The sequence below is a fragment of the Lactobacillus sp. HMSC08B12 genome, assembly GCF_001808415.1.
Taxonomy (GTDB): Bacteria; Bacillota; Bacilli; order Lactobacillales; family Lactobacillaceae; genus Lactobacillus; species Lactobacillus delbrueckii.
The window spans coordinates 796-16,565 of sequence record NZ_KV793114.1 but is presented as its reverse complement, the minus strand read 5'-3'; the positions used below and the strand labels follow the sequence as shown (position 1 = coordinate 16,565).

The 15,770-nt window shown below is 53.1% G+C and carries 12 protein-coding genes; 2 read left to right on the top strand and 10 right to left on the bottom strand.

What is annotated here, in order from left to right:
* Positions 1–39 precede the first annotated feature (39 nt).
* Positions 40–1,815 (bottom strand): DUF2207 domain-containing protein, encoded by a 1,776-nt coding sequence (locus HMPREF3168_RS01650; RefSeq protein ID WP_070488158.1) that lies wholly within the window; start codon positions 1,813–1,815, stop codon positions 40–42.
* Positions 1,816–2,048: 233 nt separating this feature from the next.
* Between HMPREF3168_RS01650 and HMPREF3168_RS10565 the strand changes: the two genes are divergently transcribed.
* Positions 2,049–2,225, top strand: a complete 177-nt coding sequence (locus HMPREF3168_RS10565; protein WP_003613856.1) for a hypothetical protein — start codon at positions 2,049–2,051, stop codon at positions 2,223–2,225.
* Between the two features lie 302 nt (positions 2,226–2,527).
* Here HMPREF3168_RS10565 and aspS read toward each other — a convergent pair whose 3' ends face one another.
* The 5 genes from aspS to prmA form a co-directional block, all read right to left on the bottom strand.
* Complete coding sequence (aspS, locus tag HMPREF3168_RS01640; protein ID WP_070488156.1) at positions 2,528–4,372, bottom strand: aspartate--tRNA ligase; 1,845 nt, start codon at positions 4,370–4,372, stop codon at positions 2,528–2,530.
* Between the two features lie 15 nt (positions 4,373–4,387).
* Positions 4,388–5,674, bottom strand: a complete 1,287-nt coding sequence (hisS, locus tag HMPREF3168_RS01635; protein WP_003613860.1) for a histidine--tRNA ligase — start codon at positions 5,672–5,674, stop codon at positions 4,388–4,390.
* Between the two features lie 280 nt (positions 5,675–5,954).
* Entirely contained in the window at positions 5,955–6,392 is a 438-nt protein-coding gene (dtd, locus tag HMPREF3168_RS01630) for a D-aminoacyl-tRNA deacylase (protein WP_003613864.1), read from the bottom strand.
* Between the two features lie 28 nt (positions 6,393–6,420).
* Positions 6,421–8,682 carry a RelA/SpoT family protein gene (locus HMPREF3168_RS01625; RefSeq protein WP_070488154.1) on the bottom strand — a complete coding sequence of 754 codons (2,262 nt, stop codon included), beginning with the start codon at positions 8,680–8,682 and terminating at the stop codon, positions 6,421–6,423.
* Between the two features lie 140 nt (positions 8,683–8,822).
* Positions 8,823–9,767 (bottom strand): 50S ribosomal protein L11 methyltransferase, encoded by a 945-nt coding sequence (gene prmA, locus HMPREF3168_RS01620; RefSeq protein ID WP_003613848.1) that lies wholly within the window; start codon positions 9,765–9,767, stop codon positions 8,823–8,825.
* A 62-nt stretch (positions 9,768–9,829) separates the two neighbouring features.
* On the opposite strand from prmA, the gene HMPREF3168_RS01615 reads away from it, so the two are divergent.
* Positions 9,830–10,336, top strand: coding sequence for an aminoacyl-tRNA deacylase (locus HMPREF3168_RS01615; RefSeq protein WP_070488152.1), 507 nt, complete (start codon positions 9,830–9,832; stop codon positions 10,334–10,336).
* A 57-nt stretch (positions 10,337–10,393) separates the two neighbouring features.
* Here the strand turns inward: HMPREF3168_RS01615 and HMPREF3168_RS01610 are convergent, their stop codons facing one another.
* The 4 genes from HMPREF3168_RS01610 to HMPREF3168_RS01595 all read right to left on the bottom strand — a co-directional run bounded on the left by HMPREF3168_RS01610 (position 10,394) and on the right by HMPREF3168_RS01595 (position 15,410).
* On the bottom strand, positions 10,394–11,752 hold the full coding sequence (locus HMPREF3168_RS01610; protein ID WP_070488150.1) for a threonine/serine exporter family protein: 1,359 nt from the start codon (positions 11,750–11,752) through the stop codon (positions 10,394–10,396).
* Positions 11,753–11,914: 162 nt separating this feature from the next.
* Complete coding sequence (locus HMPREF3168_RS01605; RefSeq protein WP_070488148.1) at positions 11,915–13,078, bottom strand: hydroxymethylglutaryl-CoA synthase; 1,164 nt, start codon at positions 13,076–13,078, stop codon at positions 11,915–11,917.
* 3 nt (positions 13,079–13,081) lie between these two features.
* Entirely contained in the window at positions 13,082–14,308 is a 1,227-nt protein-coding gene (locus HMPREF3168_RS01600; RefSeq protein WP_070488146.1) for a hydroxymethylglutaryl-CoA reductase, read from the bottom strand.
* A 1-nt stretch (position 14,309) separates the two neighbouring features.
* On the bottom strand, positions 14,310–15,410 hold the full coding sequence (locus HMPREF3168_RS01595; protein WP_070488144.1) for a thiolase family protein: 1,101 nt from the start codon (positions 15,408–15,410) through the stop codon (positions 14,310–14,312).
* Positions 15,411–15,770: the final 360 nt, after the last annotated feature.

Below are 15,770 nucleotides of genomic sequence, written 5' to 3'. Positions count from 1 at the left end.
ATTTTGTTTATTGTAAACTTTTTCACCGGAAAAAACAAATCAGAAGGCACCGCCGCCGCTGCCGCCCCCAAAACCGCCGCTGGAGGCGCTGGAGGCCGAGAAGTTGCCGCCTGAGCCAGCTGAAGACGAAATCGCCTCATCAAAGCTGGAGGCAAAGGCCCCGTAGCTGGCACCGGCATAGTAGTAGGTCCAGTAAGGGTCGGCCGCGATCTCTTCCGGGAATTCCAGCTTCAGCTGCTTAAGGACCTTCTTGGCCAGGCCAAAAGCAATGGCATAAGGCATGACCTGCTCCCACAGGGTCAGTTCCCCGATGTCGCGCAGCTTGAACTGGCCAATGTCATCCAGCATGGCTTCAAAGCCTAAAGCCTGTTCAGTTGCCCTTGCCCCCTTTTTCGTCAAGTCGGAGAAGTGGTGCAGGCGCAGGCGGGCTAGACCAAAGGTAGCCAGCACCCAGAGGATGGCGGGCAGGAGCCAGAAGGTGTATTTGTCATAAAGGAAGAAACAGACGACGATGGCTGCCACTGAGACAAACATCAAGCCCAGAGTATAGAGGGATAATAGCTCCTCCCGGTCCTGCAATTTCTGGTCAATGTAGCCCTCCTTGATTAGGGACTTTTGGCTGGCCTCCTGCCAGTTCTTGTAACTGGAAGTAATCTCCTGGCTGCCGCTATATTGCTTTAAGTCCTTGTTGCTGAAACTTTGCCCGTTGCCGACCTTTTTGAAAAGCCTATTTAAAAGCGGCAGGTCGCCCTTGTACTTGCTGGTCTTGGCATAAGTGAAGTTCTTTCCCTTCTTGCCTGCCTTAATGGTAATTTCACCCCGGCCGGCCCGGAGGGCGATTTCTCCGGCCAAAGCCTTGCCATCCGGGTCTTTCTTGGTCACCAGGATCTGGGCCGTGGTCGGGCTGAAGGCGGGAATTTCAAAATTGTGGCCAATTTCTTTCTTGGCCTTGACCGGGCTGCCCGACTTTCTGCTCTTGATAAAGACCGGCAGATAAAGGAGCGGTGATAAAGCAAAAAGAGCCAGGCCGATCAATTCATAAACGTTGTGGCGGGCCTTTTTTGCGGCAGTTTCCTTAGCCAGCGCTTTTTCCTGGTCCACGACTTTAGCCGCGATTTCTCCGGAATGGTGCTTTTTATTCTGGCTGACTAAACTGTTTGGAAAAAGCAGGTGTAGCTCCAGAAAAGTCGCCTCCGGCAAAGTGGCTACTTCCGCTTTAACCAGGCCCTTTTCCTTGTCAACGGTCAAATGGCCGTTAGCATTGACATGGGCCCAGCCTTTCAAGAAGGACAGCTTTTTGTCCTGGAAGCGGACAGTCGCCGTGACATTGGAAATCTCTTTATCCCAGCCGTCCCCGACAATCTTGAAGTTCAGTTCAGAAGCGTCCTCGTAGCTGTCAACTGCTCCAGAAATCTTGTAGCGGTAAACCACCTGGACCTTTCCATCGTCAACATGGTGGTAAACCTTGAACTTATAGGAATTGCCGTCTTTATTGAAGTGGTAGACATTGCCGCTGTCCGCCTGGTTGTTCAAGGCCGGCTTGACCGTCTTTCCGCTGGCCAGGTCCTTGACCTCGACGCTCTGCCCGCTGACCTTCTGTCCGCTGGCTAAGTTCTGGGTGTAATAAACCCCGTTAGCTGAATCGTCAAAGTCATAGACGATCTTCCGGATCATTGACAAGGACCCGTCAGAATTAACAATTGCCGTGACATCCATCTTGGTCAGGTCATAATCGGCAAAAACTTTTTCCGGTAAAAAAGCAGCCGAAAAGCTGGCCAAAAATAAAGCCAGGACCCAAAGATACTTCCGTTTCATCTTTTTCTCCCTTTCATTTTTCTATTGTTCAGATAAGCTAGGCTGACTGACGCAATTTGAGAATATTTTTTCTTAAAATCATTATAATTCAAGCGGTAATTGCTTGGCAACGCGGAAAACATCAGCATTTATTGATAGAAAATAAGCCTTTCTTATGCTTATAGCCGCCAGGCGTGGTATACAGTATTTACTAACCTGGTCTAATCGACCAAATTGTGTTGGGAGGAAATACAATGCGCAAACCAATGCTGGCCGGCATCCTTGCCGCTGAACTCGCTTTAGTCGGGGCAGCTGTCTTTTATCACCAAAGCCAGGCTGACAAGAGCAGTCAGTCCGCTGGCAGCAGCAAGACCTACAAGGTACAGCAAGGCGGAAAAGGCCAAGGCCGACAAGGAAGACGAAAAGTCTGAATCATCAAGCAAGGCTAAAAGCAAGAGCAAGAGCAAGAAGAGCAAACTCAACTTACAGCTACTCCAGCCCAAGCAGCTCCAAGAGCTCCACTAAGTCATCTACTTCAACTGGCTCTTCCAGCTATACGCCTAAGAAGAGCAGCACGACCACCAGCAAGTCTACGGCTGACGATGATGTCAACACGACTGAAGACCTGCCAGAAGAAACTATCGATAATTCAGATAATTAAAAGTTGGTAAAGAAAAATAGTTCAAGATCTTTTTCGGATCTTGAACTATTTTTTTGCGCTTTTTCAGCTTTTTTATTCTTCGTGGGACTTAACGTCTTCAGCTGCTTCAGCTTCCAGAGAAGCTTCGTACTTTTCAACGCCTTCCTTGGCTGCTTCAGCTACTTCGATGCCCAGGTCGGTCAATTGCTGGTCAGCAACTGGAGCCGGGGCGTGCATCATTGGTTCGCTGGCGCTAGCGTTCTTCGGGAAGGCAATGACGTCACGAATGTTGTCCTTGCCAGCCAAAAGCATGGCAAAGCGGTCCAAGCCGATAGCCAGGCCGGCATGCGGCGGGAAGCCCATGTCCAGAGCGTCCATCAAGAAGCCGAATTGTTCGTAGGCCCGTTCTTTGGTGAAGCCCAGGGCCTTGAACATCTTTTCCTGGATGTCCCGCTTGTGGATCCGGATGGAGCCGCCGCCCAGTTCGTAGCCGTTCAAAACGATGTCGTAGCTGCGGGCGTGAGCCTTGTGCGGATCAGTTTCCAGGAGTTCAATCCCCTTGTCATCTGGCATGGTGAATGGGTGGTGGGCAGCAATCCAGCGCTCGTCGCCTTCGTCGTATTCAAAGAGCGGCCAGTCAACAACCCAGAGGTACTTGTAAGTGTCCTTTGGAATGATGCCAGTTTCCCTGGCAGTTTGCCGGCGCAGGTAGTCCAGGGAGTCACAGCAGACCTTCCATTGGTCAGCGATGAAGAGGAGGAGTTCCCCGCCTTCCAGGCTGAATTCCTGAACCAGGCCGGCCTTTTCTTCCTCGCTCAAGAAGCGGGAAACAGGACCGGAGAAGTCGCCGTCTTCATACTTAACCCAGGCCAGGCCCTTGGCCTGGTAACGCTTGATGTAGTCCTGCATGGCTTCGATCTTCTTGCGGGAGTAGAACTTAGCCCCGCCTTTAACCGCGATCCCGCGAACAAAGCCGCCATTTTCCAGGGCAGAAGCAAAGACCTTGAAGCCAGACTTGGCAAAAACATTGCCCAAGTCGTGGATCAGCATTTCGTAACGGGTGTCCGGCTTATCGCAGCCGTACTTGTCCATGGATTCCTGCCAAGTAATCCGCGGCAGCGGCAGCTGTAGGTCGATCCCCTTAACATCCTTCATAACCTTAGCCAGGAGGCCTTCAGTTACTTCCTGGACGCCTTCTTCATCCATGAAGGAAGTTTCCAGGTCGATCTGGGTGAATTCCGGCTGCCGGTCCCCACGCAAGTCTTCGTCTCTGAAGCAGCGGGCGATCTGGTAGTACTTGTCAAAGCCGGCCCCCATCAAGAGCTGTTTGAAGATTTGCGGTGACTGCGGCAAGGCGTAGAAGGAGCCTGGGTAAACCCGGGAAGGAACCAGGTAGTCCCGGGCACCTTCCGGCGTTGACTTGCCCAGGTCCGGGGTTTCAATGTTAATGAAACCTTCCCCTGACAGGTAGGCATTGGTAGCGGTCATGATCTGGGCCCGCATGATCAAGGCGTTTTGCAGGGTTGGCCGGCGCAAGTCCAGGTAGCGGTACTTCAGCCGGGTCTGTTCGCTGGCAACCAGGTCATCCTTGATTTCAAATGGCGGAGTCTTAGCCTTGTTCAAAACAGTGATTTCGCTGGCAATGACTTCCACGTCCCCGGTCTTCATGTCCGGGTTCTTGCTGGAACGTTCGTTAACGTGCCCCTTGACTTCGACCACGTATTCCTGGCCCAGAGAAGAAGCGACATCCATCAGTTCCTGACCGGAGTCATGGTTGACCACGACTTGCACGATCCCTTCCCGGTCGCGCAGGTCGATAAAGATCAGCTGGCCCAGGTTCCGGACTCTTTGCACCCAGCCGTAAAGAAGGACGTCTTGGTCCAGGTACTGGCTGGTAATGTTGCCACAATAATCAGTTCTTTTTTCCATTTGCATCATTTTGCTAAAAATCTCCTATTTTTCGATCTTGGAAAGCAGGTTGGCCTTGTCTTCCAAGTCAGTAAATTCCAGGCTGAACTGCTGCCCATCGCTCAAGCGCTTGACGGTTAATTTCCCTTCAGCCAGTTCCTTGGCCCCCAGGGTCACGACATAGCGGGCCCCGACCCGGTCAGCCTTTCTGAACTGGGCCTTGAGCTTCTTCTGGTCAACGTCGTATTGGGCGCTGAAGCCAAGAGAGCGGAGCTGGCGGGCAACTTCCACGGCCTTAATGTCCGTGCCTTCACCGATATTGGTGATGAAGAAGTCGATCCCTTGATCTTCAAACATTTCCGGATTCTGCTTGGAGAGAACCAGCATCAGTCTTTCTTCCCCGATCCCGAAGCCGACGGCCGGGGTTTCCGGGCCGGAGAATTCTTCAACCAGGTGGTTGTAGCGGCCACCGCCCAGGACAGTTGACGGGCTGGCCCAAAGAGTCGGGTCGTCAACCATGAATTCAAAGATCACGCCGGTGTAGTAGTCCAGGCCCCGGACCAGGTCGTCGTCGATGACGTACTTAACGCCCAACTTGTCCAGGCTGGCCAGGATCTTGTTGAAGTTTTCCTTTGATTCCTCGTCCAGGTAGTCCCTGATTTTTGGGGCTTCCGGCAAAAACTGCTGGTCTTCTTCGGCCTTGGAGTCCAGGATCCGGAGGGGGTTCTTGCCCAGCCGTCTTTGAGAATCTTCTGAGAGCTGGTCCTTAACCGGAGTAAAGTAGTCTACCAGGGCATCGTGGTAGGCCTGGCGGACTTCGCTGTCACCCAAAGTGTTGATGTGCAGTTCGTAGTTCTTGACCCCCAGTTCCGCCAGGAGGTCGTGGCCCAGCAGGATAGTTTCAACATCAGACAGGTAGCCGTTTGAACCAAAGCTTTCCACCCCGATCTGGTGGAATTCTCTTTGCCGGCCGGCTTGCGGGCGTTCATACCGGTACATTGCGGCAATGTAGTAGACATTGAAGGGCTTGACATAGTCCGGCCCATAGATCTTGTTTTCCACATAGGCCCGCACCACCCCAGCCGTGCCTTCTGGCCGGAGGGCGATGTGGCGGCCGCCCTTGTCTTCAAAATCGTACATTTCCTTTTCAACCACGTCACTGGTTTCACCAGATGACCGGGAAAAGAGTTCGTAATTTTCAAAACTTGGCGTTCTGATTTCATGGTAGTTGGCCCGCTTGAAGAGGTCACGGGCGGTTTGTTCCACCTTTTCCCACTGGCCGGACGTTTCCGGGAGAATGTCGACTGTACCTTTTGGTCTTTGAACTCTCATAATTTCACCTTTGTTTCCTTATTTTGACTAAGATAATAAAAAGCACCCTTGAATTTAATCAAGGGCGCTTGAAAATAGCGCGGTACCACCTTTTGCTTGCTGTCATTAACGCTGACGAAACGAACTATTATCTGCTAAAGGGTCACAGCTAGCAGCCATCTGCTCTTTCACCAAACGGGCAGTCTCTAAAAAGGCCGGGCTATCTTCATTCTTTGTCATTGATAATTCTCATTAAGTTTATCCTGTTTTGCCCTCCTAATCAAGGGCTGAGGGGAAAAAATTACAGGTCTAAAACAATGGTAAAAGGGCCATCGTTTTCCAGTTCGACCTTCATGTCTGCCCCGAATTCACCAGTTTCCACGGTCAGGCCCCGCTTAACCAGCTCCTGGTTAAATTCTTCCCAGAGCTGGCTGGACTTAGGCGGCCGCATGGCGTGGACAAAACTTGGCCGGTTTCCCTTCTTGGTATCAGCCAGGAGGGTAAACTGGCTGACGGACAGGATCTGGCCGCCGACATCCTTGATACCCAGGTTGGTCTTGCCTGCTTCATCTTCAAAGATCCGCATCTTGGCGATCTTGTCAGCGGCCTTAACCACCTGTTCTTCCCCATCGCCTTCAGCCAGGCCGACTAATAAGAGCAGGCCCTTTTGGATCTGGCCGACGGTTTCGCCGTCGATTCTGACGGCGGCATGGTTGACCCTTTGAATTACTACGCGCATTTTTTCTAAAAATCTCCCTGCTTCTAGCTTAGTTGTCCGTTCGCTTGGTGTCATAAACGTCTGGAATATCCCGCAGCTTGGCCATGATGTCATTCAGCTGGGCGGCATTCCTGACTTCGACCGTGATGTAGAAGTGGGCAATGTTTTCTTCGTTGACGCTGGCTGAAACATTGGTAATGTTCTTGGTCAAGGCATTCAAGCGGTTGATGACATCGCCCAGCAGCTTCTGCCGGTTGTAGCCAAAGAGCTCGAAGTTGGCGTTGAAGCTGGCCTGCTTGCCTTCGTCAATGTTATTCCATTCAACATCGATCATCCGCCCTTGGACAGCCGGGTCCGCGCTGACCACGTTCCGGCAGTCAGCCCGGTGGACAGTGACCCCCCGGCCCTTGGTCACGTAGCCGACGATCGGGTCGCCTGGGACCGGGTTGCAGCACTTGGCAAAGTGCATGTCCAAATCTTCCAGCCCCTGGACTCTGACCAAGCTGTCCGGCTTTTTGCCCTTGGTTTTGGACTTGGCATCGTCTTTTTGCGGAGCGGGCTTTTTAACCACGCTGGAAGCTGCTGCCTGCTGGCCGGCGGACATGATCTGGGCTTCAAACTGCTTCTGCTTTTCTTCTTCCTGCTGCCGGCGCAGGTCGGCCGTCAAACGGTTGTAGATGGATACGGCAGACATGTTGCCAAAGCCGATAGCAGCGTACATGTCTTCGTCGGTCTTGAAGCTGAAGTGGTCCAGGACTTCGTCGATGTGGCTCTTGTCCAAAAAGTCCTTGGCGCTTAAGCCATTTTCCTTGAGCAGGTCAACCAGCTCACTCTTGCCCCGGGCCAAGCTTTCTTCCCGGTCAACATCTCTGAAGTAGCGGCGGATCTTGTTCTTGGCCCGGGAGGTCTTGACCATTTTCGCCCAGTCTCTTGACGGCCGGGCATTGCCTTGGGTCAAGATGTCGACCACGTCCCCGTTCTTCATCTTGTAGTCCAAAGGAACCAGCTTGTCGTTGACCTTGGCCCCGATGGCGTGGTCACCGACTTGGGTGTGGATGGCGTAGGCAAAGTCCAAGGTGACTGATCCTTTAGGCAGTTCGTAGACTTCCCCTTTTGGCGTAAAGACATAGACCTTGTCGGCAAAAATATCCGAATGAACGGCTTCCATGAACTCGTCAGCGTCGCTGGAATCCTTCTGCAACTCCAGGATTTCCCGGCCGATATCCAGGGCCCCGCCGTCTTTTTCATCAACGCCTTGGAAGTTGCCCCGCTTGTAGGCCCAGTGGGCTGCCACACCGTACTCAGCAACCTTGTGCATTTCTTCAGTTCTGATCTGGATTTCCAAAGGCTTGCCGCCAGGGCCGATGATGGTCGTGTGCAGGGACTGGTAGCCGTTGGCCTTAGGCATGGCAATGTAGTCCTTAAAGCGGCCAGGCATCGGCTTCCACTTGGTGTGAACCGCCCCTAAAACGGCGTAGCAGTCCTTGACCGTTGGCACGATCACCCGGACAGCCAGCAAGTCATAGATTTCGTTGAAGTCCTTGTGCTTGTTGACCATCTTCTTATAGATGGAATAGATGTGCTTTGGCCGGCCGCTGATGTCGTACTTGATCCCTAAAGAATCCAGGGTCCCCCGCAAGTAGTCGATGGCGTCCTTGATGTAGCCTTCCCGTTCACTGCGCTTGGCGTCCATCATGGAGACAATCTTGTAGTACGCTTCCGGGTTCATGTAGTGGAAGGACATGTCTTCCAGTTCCCACTTGATGGTCCCGATCCCCAGCCGGTCAGCCAATGGTGCATAGATGTCCAGGGTTTCAGCGGCAATGCGGCGCTGCTTGTCCGGGCGCAAATGCTCCAGGGTATGCATGTTGTGCAGGCGGTCAGCCAGCTTGACCAGGATGACCCGGAGGTCTTTCGCCATGGCGATCAGCATCTTGCGGTGGTTTTCCGCCAGGAATTCCTTGTGGGACTTGTATTCGTACTTGTTCAGCTTGGTGACCCCGTCAACGATGAAGGCCACGTCGGCGCCGAACTTTTCCTTAATGTCGTCGTTGGTGACCGAGGTGTCTTCAACCGTGTCATGCAAAAAGCCGGCAGCCACCGTGTCCGGGTCCAGACCTAAATTGGCCAGGGTCCCTGCTACCTGGGTCGGGTGGACGATGTAAGGCTGGCCAGAGGCTCTGGTTTGTCCCTCATGGGCCCGGGCCGCGAATTGATAGGCACTTTCGACAAAGGCCAATTGGTCGGCCGTCATGTATTTCTTGCAGGCGGCCATGACCTGCTCGTGAGTCATTTCAGTATACTTTGACATCTAGATCACCAGTTTCTAACATTTAACTAATCAGTACCTGCTATTTTAGCGCAAAAAGTTCCTTAAAAACAAGCCTGAATGCTTGACCGGGCTTACTTATTAAAAAATGAGAGTTTCTTTTGCTTTTATTTTAACGCATTTTAGTCATGCTTGCGGGAAATTGCCAGGCCGATCCAGCGGCCAGCCCGCATCTTAAGGTCGATTTGGAAGCAATTCTCTGCCAGGGCCTGTTCAATTTTTGGCAGCTGCAGGTAGTCGATCCCGGAGAAGATGACCTGGCCGTCTTCGTTTAAGTGGCTGTCCAGCTGCGGAATCAGGTCCAAAAGGATTTCAGCCAGGATGTTGGCCACGATCAAGTCAAACTTGCCGTCAACGTCAGCCAGCAAACTGGTCTTTTGCAAGGCGATGTCGTGGATGCCGTTTAAGGCCGCGTTTTCTTCAGCTGCCGTCATTGATTCATCAGAAATGTCCGTGGCCAAAACGCTCTTGGCCCCCAGCTTATGGGCAGCAATGGCCAAAATGCCGGACCCCGTCCCCACGTCAGCGACAGTAAGCGGCTTGACCATGGCCCGTTCAATGCCCAGCATGGCCAGCTGGGTGGTCTGGTGGTTGCCCGTCCCAAAGGCCAGGCCTGGGTCCAGGCGGATGATTTCCTGGTCCTTAAAGGGCGGCTGGTAGTCTTCCCATTCCGGCACAATGGCCAGGTGGCGGGACAAGTTGATGACGTGGTAGTACTTTTGCCAGACAGTGTTCCAGTCCTGGTCAGCAACATAGTCAACGGAGATTTCAGCAGGAGCGGTCTTTAAGCCATAGCCCGCCAGCTCAGCCAGCTTGTCCTTGAAGCACTTCACCGTTTCTTCAGGGTCGGTTTCTTCATCAAAGTAGGCAATGAATTCCAGCTCATCGGGCAGGTTTGGGATGTCATCCATGTCAACAACCGTTGAGTCGTGCAGCCAGCCGGCTTGTTCAAAGTCGCTTCTGCGCCGGGCTTCGGTCCCCAGGGCCTTTAAGTCTTCCGTGGCAAAATATGCCAGGGCGTCTTCAACGTCGTAGCTGCTTTCAATCTTGATCTCAAGTAATTTCATGATTATATCTTCTTTCTTTAGCTTCTTCTCTTAAAATGGTATCATGGAAAGCGGTGATAACAATGTCAAAAAAGAAAAAGAATAAAGATAAATTAGACAAGACCCTGGTGGAAAAGATTCTCGACCAGCATAAAATTGCCTATGAGCAGCATATCAGCGAAATTTCCAAAGACCACGGGGTAGCCCAGGTTGGGACCGGCAAGCCGATTTTAGACGGCCACCCGGTTTACAAAACCCTGGCGGTCAATGGCAACAAGACCGGCCCGATTGTCGGCGTGGTGCCTTTGAGCGGCCACTTGGACCTCAAGAAGATTGCCAAGGCTTCCGGCAACAAGAAGTGTGAAATGATTCCCCTCAAGCAGCTGGAAAAGACCACTGGCTACGTGCACGGGGCCAACACGCCGATTGGCATCTACCACAGCAAGAAGTTCCCGATCTTTTTGGATGAGAGTGTCTTAAATGAAGACGGGATCTGGGTGTCCAGCGGCGAAGTGGGCCGCAGCGTCATGGTCAACCCACTTGATCTGCAGAAACTGGTCAAGGCCACGGTGGCTGACCTGCAGGAATAATACGCAAAAACAGCTTTTACCCTTATTTTTGGGCAAAAGCTGTTTTTTCTTTCTATGTTAATCGACCCGGCGCCACTTCTTGTCGGTCAAGATTCTGGCGGCCAAGAGGCCGGCAGGCAGGGACATGACCAGCATCAAAGCTTCAGTCATCCAGGTGGCCCCGGCCCCGACATTGGTCAAAACCAAGAGGAAGATCCCCCGGTACATGTAGAGGCCGGGCACCATGATGACGATGGAAGGCACGGTCAAGGCGATCCGCGGGTAGCCAACCTTTTCCCGGACATAGCCGGCCAAAAGGCCAGCCAGCAGGGCGGCTAAAAAGGCAGCCAAGGGAGCCGGGAAATGCGCAAAGTCAACCAGGGACAAGCGCATGGTATTGGCAATCGCCCCCACCAGCCCGGCCGCGGCGGCCATCCGCCGGTGGGAGTTGAACATCAAAGAGAAGCCGAAGACCCCGCAGAAGCTGGCTACCAGGCGACAAGCCGTCAAAATTGCCTTAGACAGGTGCAAGGCCGGCAAGTCGCCAGGCTTGATCTGCAGAGCCGTAGCCATCACCCAGCCAGTGCCAGTCGCGATCAAGATAATGAAGATGGCGTAAGCCATCCGCTCCAGGCCAGACCGCATGTCCAGCTTGGCGATGTCCAGACCGGAAGTAATAAAGGGAAAACCTGGAATAACGAAGAGCATGGCCCCAATGTAGCCGCGCATATGGATCATGTCGACGTTAAAGAACAAGTGGCCCAGCATGAAAGCCAGGTAGTAGGACAAGCAAGCCGCTGCCACCCCCACGGCAGTCGTAGCGGCAATCGTGATCCGTCTTTTGGCTAAGCTGCCCCGGGCAAACTGGCCCAGTCCCGCCCCGATAAAGGAGCAGATGATTTCAGGAATCCCCCCGCCCAGGAGGAAAATGAAGCCGCCGCAGGCCAAAGCCGCGGCCAGGCTGGATCCCCAAAGCGGATAGCGGCCTTTCATGTGTTCGATTTCCCCTAAGCGGCGGCGGATTGTCTTGATTTCAAAGTCACCGCCGGCTGCTTCGAACTGGCGGACAAACTTTTCCAATTCGTTCAGCTTGGCCATGTTGACCCCGGTGGTTGGCAGGGCCAGGCTTTGAGAATATGACTGGTTGTCGACATCGAAGTAGGTGCAGACGATGGAGATCAGACCGATGTCAGTGCTGCAGGTTAAGTCCAGGGTTCTGGCCAGGGTGTCCATGGCGTCGCGGACCCGCCAGGCCCCAGTCCCGCAGCTCAGCATCATCATGCCGACCCGGGAGATGATCGACCCTTTTTCAATCAAGGTTGCTTCCTTGATCTTGGTCTCGTCATCGCTTTGGAAGAACTCTTCCCACTGCACCCGCATATGGTGGTGGTGAGAGAGGTGGTGGTGGTACTCTTGCTCAGTACTTTCGGTTTTCATGTTGACCGTGTTTGCCTTCTTTCATTTTTTTCATTTCTCAACTTTTTTCATTTTAACATAAAAAGAGACTGCAATTTCCCGCCCTCCCTAGTTAAGCGCGTGCTATGCAGACTATTTTTATCAAAAAACCGCCCCAGCAAGCTGAGACGGTTAGCTTCATATTTACTTTTGCTTGTATTGGCGGACATAGCCTTCCTGGCCGGCCAAATACCAGGTGCCGTGGTTGGCGTCGCTGGTAAATTCGACATTTTCCGGCAAGGCTTCCAAGCCTTCGGTGAAGATGTCTTCGTATTGGCCAACGCCAAGGCGGATTCTTTCCTTGAGCATGCGGGCGTGCAAGGCTGGGCGCAGGCGCTTTTGGTAGCCGGCAACCACCTTGCCGCTGAAGAATTCAGCCATGGCGCCAGACCCGTAGGAGAAGAAGCCGATCCGGTCACCGGCCTCAAGGTCGCCGTTTTCCAGCAGGCTCAAGACAGACATGTAGAGGCTGGCCGTGTAGATGTTGCCGACCTGCCGGCTGTACTTGGCTGAGAGCTGGAAGTTGTCACTGAGGCGCTTGACAGTTTCGTCATCCTGGCCTTCAATGGCAATCTTGTGGGCCTTGTAACCCATCTTGGTGTAAGGCAGGTGGTAGCAGATACCGACAAAGTCAGAAACTTGCAGCTGCTTTTCTGCAAGGAAAGGCTTGAAAGTGCTCTTGAAGAAGTCCAGGTAGACATCCCGGCTGTAGTGGCCGTCAACAACGGCAGTGGCCAAGTTGTTCGGCCGCCAGAAGTCATTGATGTTTTCAGAGTGGGAAGTGTGCCCGTCTTCCAGGGCGATAATTGCCGGATTCTCCTTGATCAGCATGCTGATGGCCCCGGCGCCTTGAGTAACTTCGCCGGCAGTGGCCAGACCATAGCGGGCGATGTCGCTGCCGATGATCATGGCCGAGTGGTGCGGGTGGGCCCGGACGTAGTCGCGGGCAACCTGCAGGCTGGCAGTCAAGGCAAAGCAGGCTTCCTTGATTTCAAAAGTTCTGATCCGGGCTGGCAGGTTAAGTGCTTCCTTGACAAAAAGGGAGGCTGACTTTGACTGGTCAATCCCGCTTTCGGTCGCAAAGATCAATAAGCCTAATTGCTCCAGATCAACCTGGTCAAGATATTCAGCCGTCGCGTTGATCCCCATGGAAACAGCGTCCTGGGTCTTGTCAGCGACCGCCATCCGATCCTGGCCAATACCGATCAAAAATTTGTTGGGATCCTGGTTTCTGGCGTTGGCCAGGTCAACCATGTCCACAAACTTATTAGGAGTATAAAAACCTATCTGATCAATACCGATGTCCATTAATTATTGTCCTCGCAATTCTTTCAAAAAATTCTTAGCTGCTGTTTCGCCATACTTTCCCTGGCTAATCATCATTTGATAAACAGCTTCTTTTTCTTCCGCTGCTGCTGGCAGGGTCTGAACCACGTTGCGGCTCTGCAGACGCATGTGGCCAGCCTGGATCCCCTTGGTGGAGATGGCGTTCAGGGCCGCGAAGTTGTTGGCCAGGGCGACGCTGGCGGTCAGTTCTGCCAATTCAGCTGCTTTTATTTTACCTAAAATGGCATAGCTTTGTCTAATATCAGGCCGCGATGAAATGGAGCCGCCGACCACCCCTAAGGCCAGGGGCAGGGTGACTTGGCCAAGGAGCTTTTCCCCCTCCAGTTTCCAGGAGCTGAGGCTGCGATACTGGCCGCTTTTGGCGGCGTAGGCATGGCAGGCTGCTTCAACTGCCCGGTAGTCATTGCCGGTCGCCAGCATAACAGCGTCTACCCCATTCATGATCCCCTTGTTATTGGTTACAGCCCGGTAAGGGTCGCTACTCCCGATTTTAGCCAGCAGGGCCATCTTTTTGGCCACCTCCCTGCCTTCTGCTAGGTCTCCTTTTTTACTGAGGAGGCTAACAGGAATTGCCACCTTAGCTGTAGTCAGCTGGCTGGGATAGTTGGACAGGATGGCGAAGAGCTTAGCTTCAACACCAGGAAAGTCCAGCATCTTCTGGGCCAGGAATTCCAGGATAGCATTGGTCTTGTTGGCCCCCATGGCTTCAGCCGGGTCAACCAGGGCCAGGAGGTAGACCAGGTCAGCTTCCTGGCGGGCGGTCAGGTCTTTTAAGCCGCCCCCGTGCCGGATCAAGCTGGCAAATTCCTTGTTGACTTCCTTAATATAGGCCGGGAATTCCTTTTTAAAGCCAGCCAGGGAAAAAGCTTCCGTGACTTCTAAGACGATTTGCCCGTAGATGCCGTCGCGCTGGCTGGTCGCTTTTACGCCGCCGGCTTTAGCGAAGACGGACATGCCGTGGTTGGCGGCGGCGACGACGGAAGCTTCTTCAGTCGTCATGGGGATCCGCCAATTTTTGCCATTGACCATGGCGCTGGTCAAACAGCTCAAGGGGAACTTGACCTCACCAACCACGTTTTCGCTCATCTCATCCAGACGGGCTAAATCAGCTGCAGGGATATCTTCCAGGGCGACCCCATCTTCTTGCAAAAACTGCCGCCTCTCTTCGGGCGGCAACTGATAGAATTTCATTTTATGCCTTCTCAATTTCAAAAGCGATGGCCAGGCCGCCTCCGATGCAAAGGCTGGCGATAGCGCGCTGGCCGCCTCTTTGCAGCTGGCGGGCAGCGGTAGCCAGAAGGCGGGTGCCGGAAGCACCGAGCGGGTGGCCTAAAGCGATCGCTCCGCCCTGCTTGTTGACCTTGGCTAAAGGAATTTCCAGGTCGCGGGCAACAGCCAAAGTAGTTGCGGCAAAGGCTTCATTGATTTCAAAGAAGTCGTAGTCGGCTACCTGCCGGCCAGTTTCATTAAGCAGCTTACGGATAGCATAGTATGGACCATAGCCCATGAATTCCGGGTCATAGCCTACTTCGGCGTAAGCACCCAGCTTGGCTAAAGGCGTCAGCTGGTATTCAGCGACTTTTTCCGCGGTAGCCAGGATGATCATGCTGGCCCCGTCAGAGATTGGGGAGGCGTTACCGGCAGTGACGGTCCCGTCTTCAAGAAAGGAAGTTTTAAGACCGGCCAGGGCTTCCAGGCTGGTATCCGGGCGGACGTTTTCATCTTGCTTGAGATCTTCAATTTGAATGATTTCATCGGCAAAAAGTCCTTCAGCTTGTGCCTTGACAGCTTTTTGGTGGGAAGACAAGCTGAAGGCGTCAGCGTCTTGGCGGCTGATGTGGTTGCGCTTAGCCACGTTTTCGGCAGTAATGCCCATGGATTCGCCGGAGAAGGAGTCAACGAGTCCATCGCTGAACATGATTTCCTTTGGGGCGTTGGTCATGCTTTCGCTGCCGCCGACAGCAACCAGGCCCAGGTCACCGATTAACATTTGGGCTTCAGCCAGGCGGGCAGCCTTGAGGCTGGAGCCGCAGACTTCGTTGATGGACACGGCGACTGAGTCCCGCCGCATCCCGGCGTTTAAAGCAATTTGCCGGGCCATGTTTTGGCCTAAGCCGGCAGACAGGACATTGCCCATGAAGAGAGCATCCAGGGCTTCGGCGTCAAGGCCGGCTTCTTTTAACGCGCCACGCAGGGCGATTTGGCCCAGGTCGATAGCGGAAAAGTCAGCCAATTGCTTGTGGTAACGGCCAAATGGAGTTCGCTTGGCCGCAACAATATAAATATCTTGCATGTGTTTGTTCTCCTCAACTAAGTTTTGTTTTGGGGATGCTGAGCTTGACTCAGCTTTTTTATAACCAGTATATTTTACTATAATCTTTTCCTGCTTGCTTGGTGAAGCGTTTGATTTAGCAAAATATTAAAAAGCACCCCGCGAGGGAGTGCTTTTAGTGGAATTTGACTATCAAGCATCCACATATCTAAGCGATATTTCGGTCCACACATCTTATGTGGGATGCGACTTGTTGTAACTCTGTTACTTTTGTACCAGCAAATATTTCAATCCACGCATCCCATGCGGGATGCGACCACCACAGCAAGCCCAAGAGCGGCCCTTAACCGTCGATATTTCAATCCACGCATCCCATGCGGG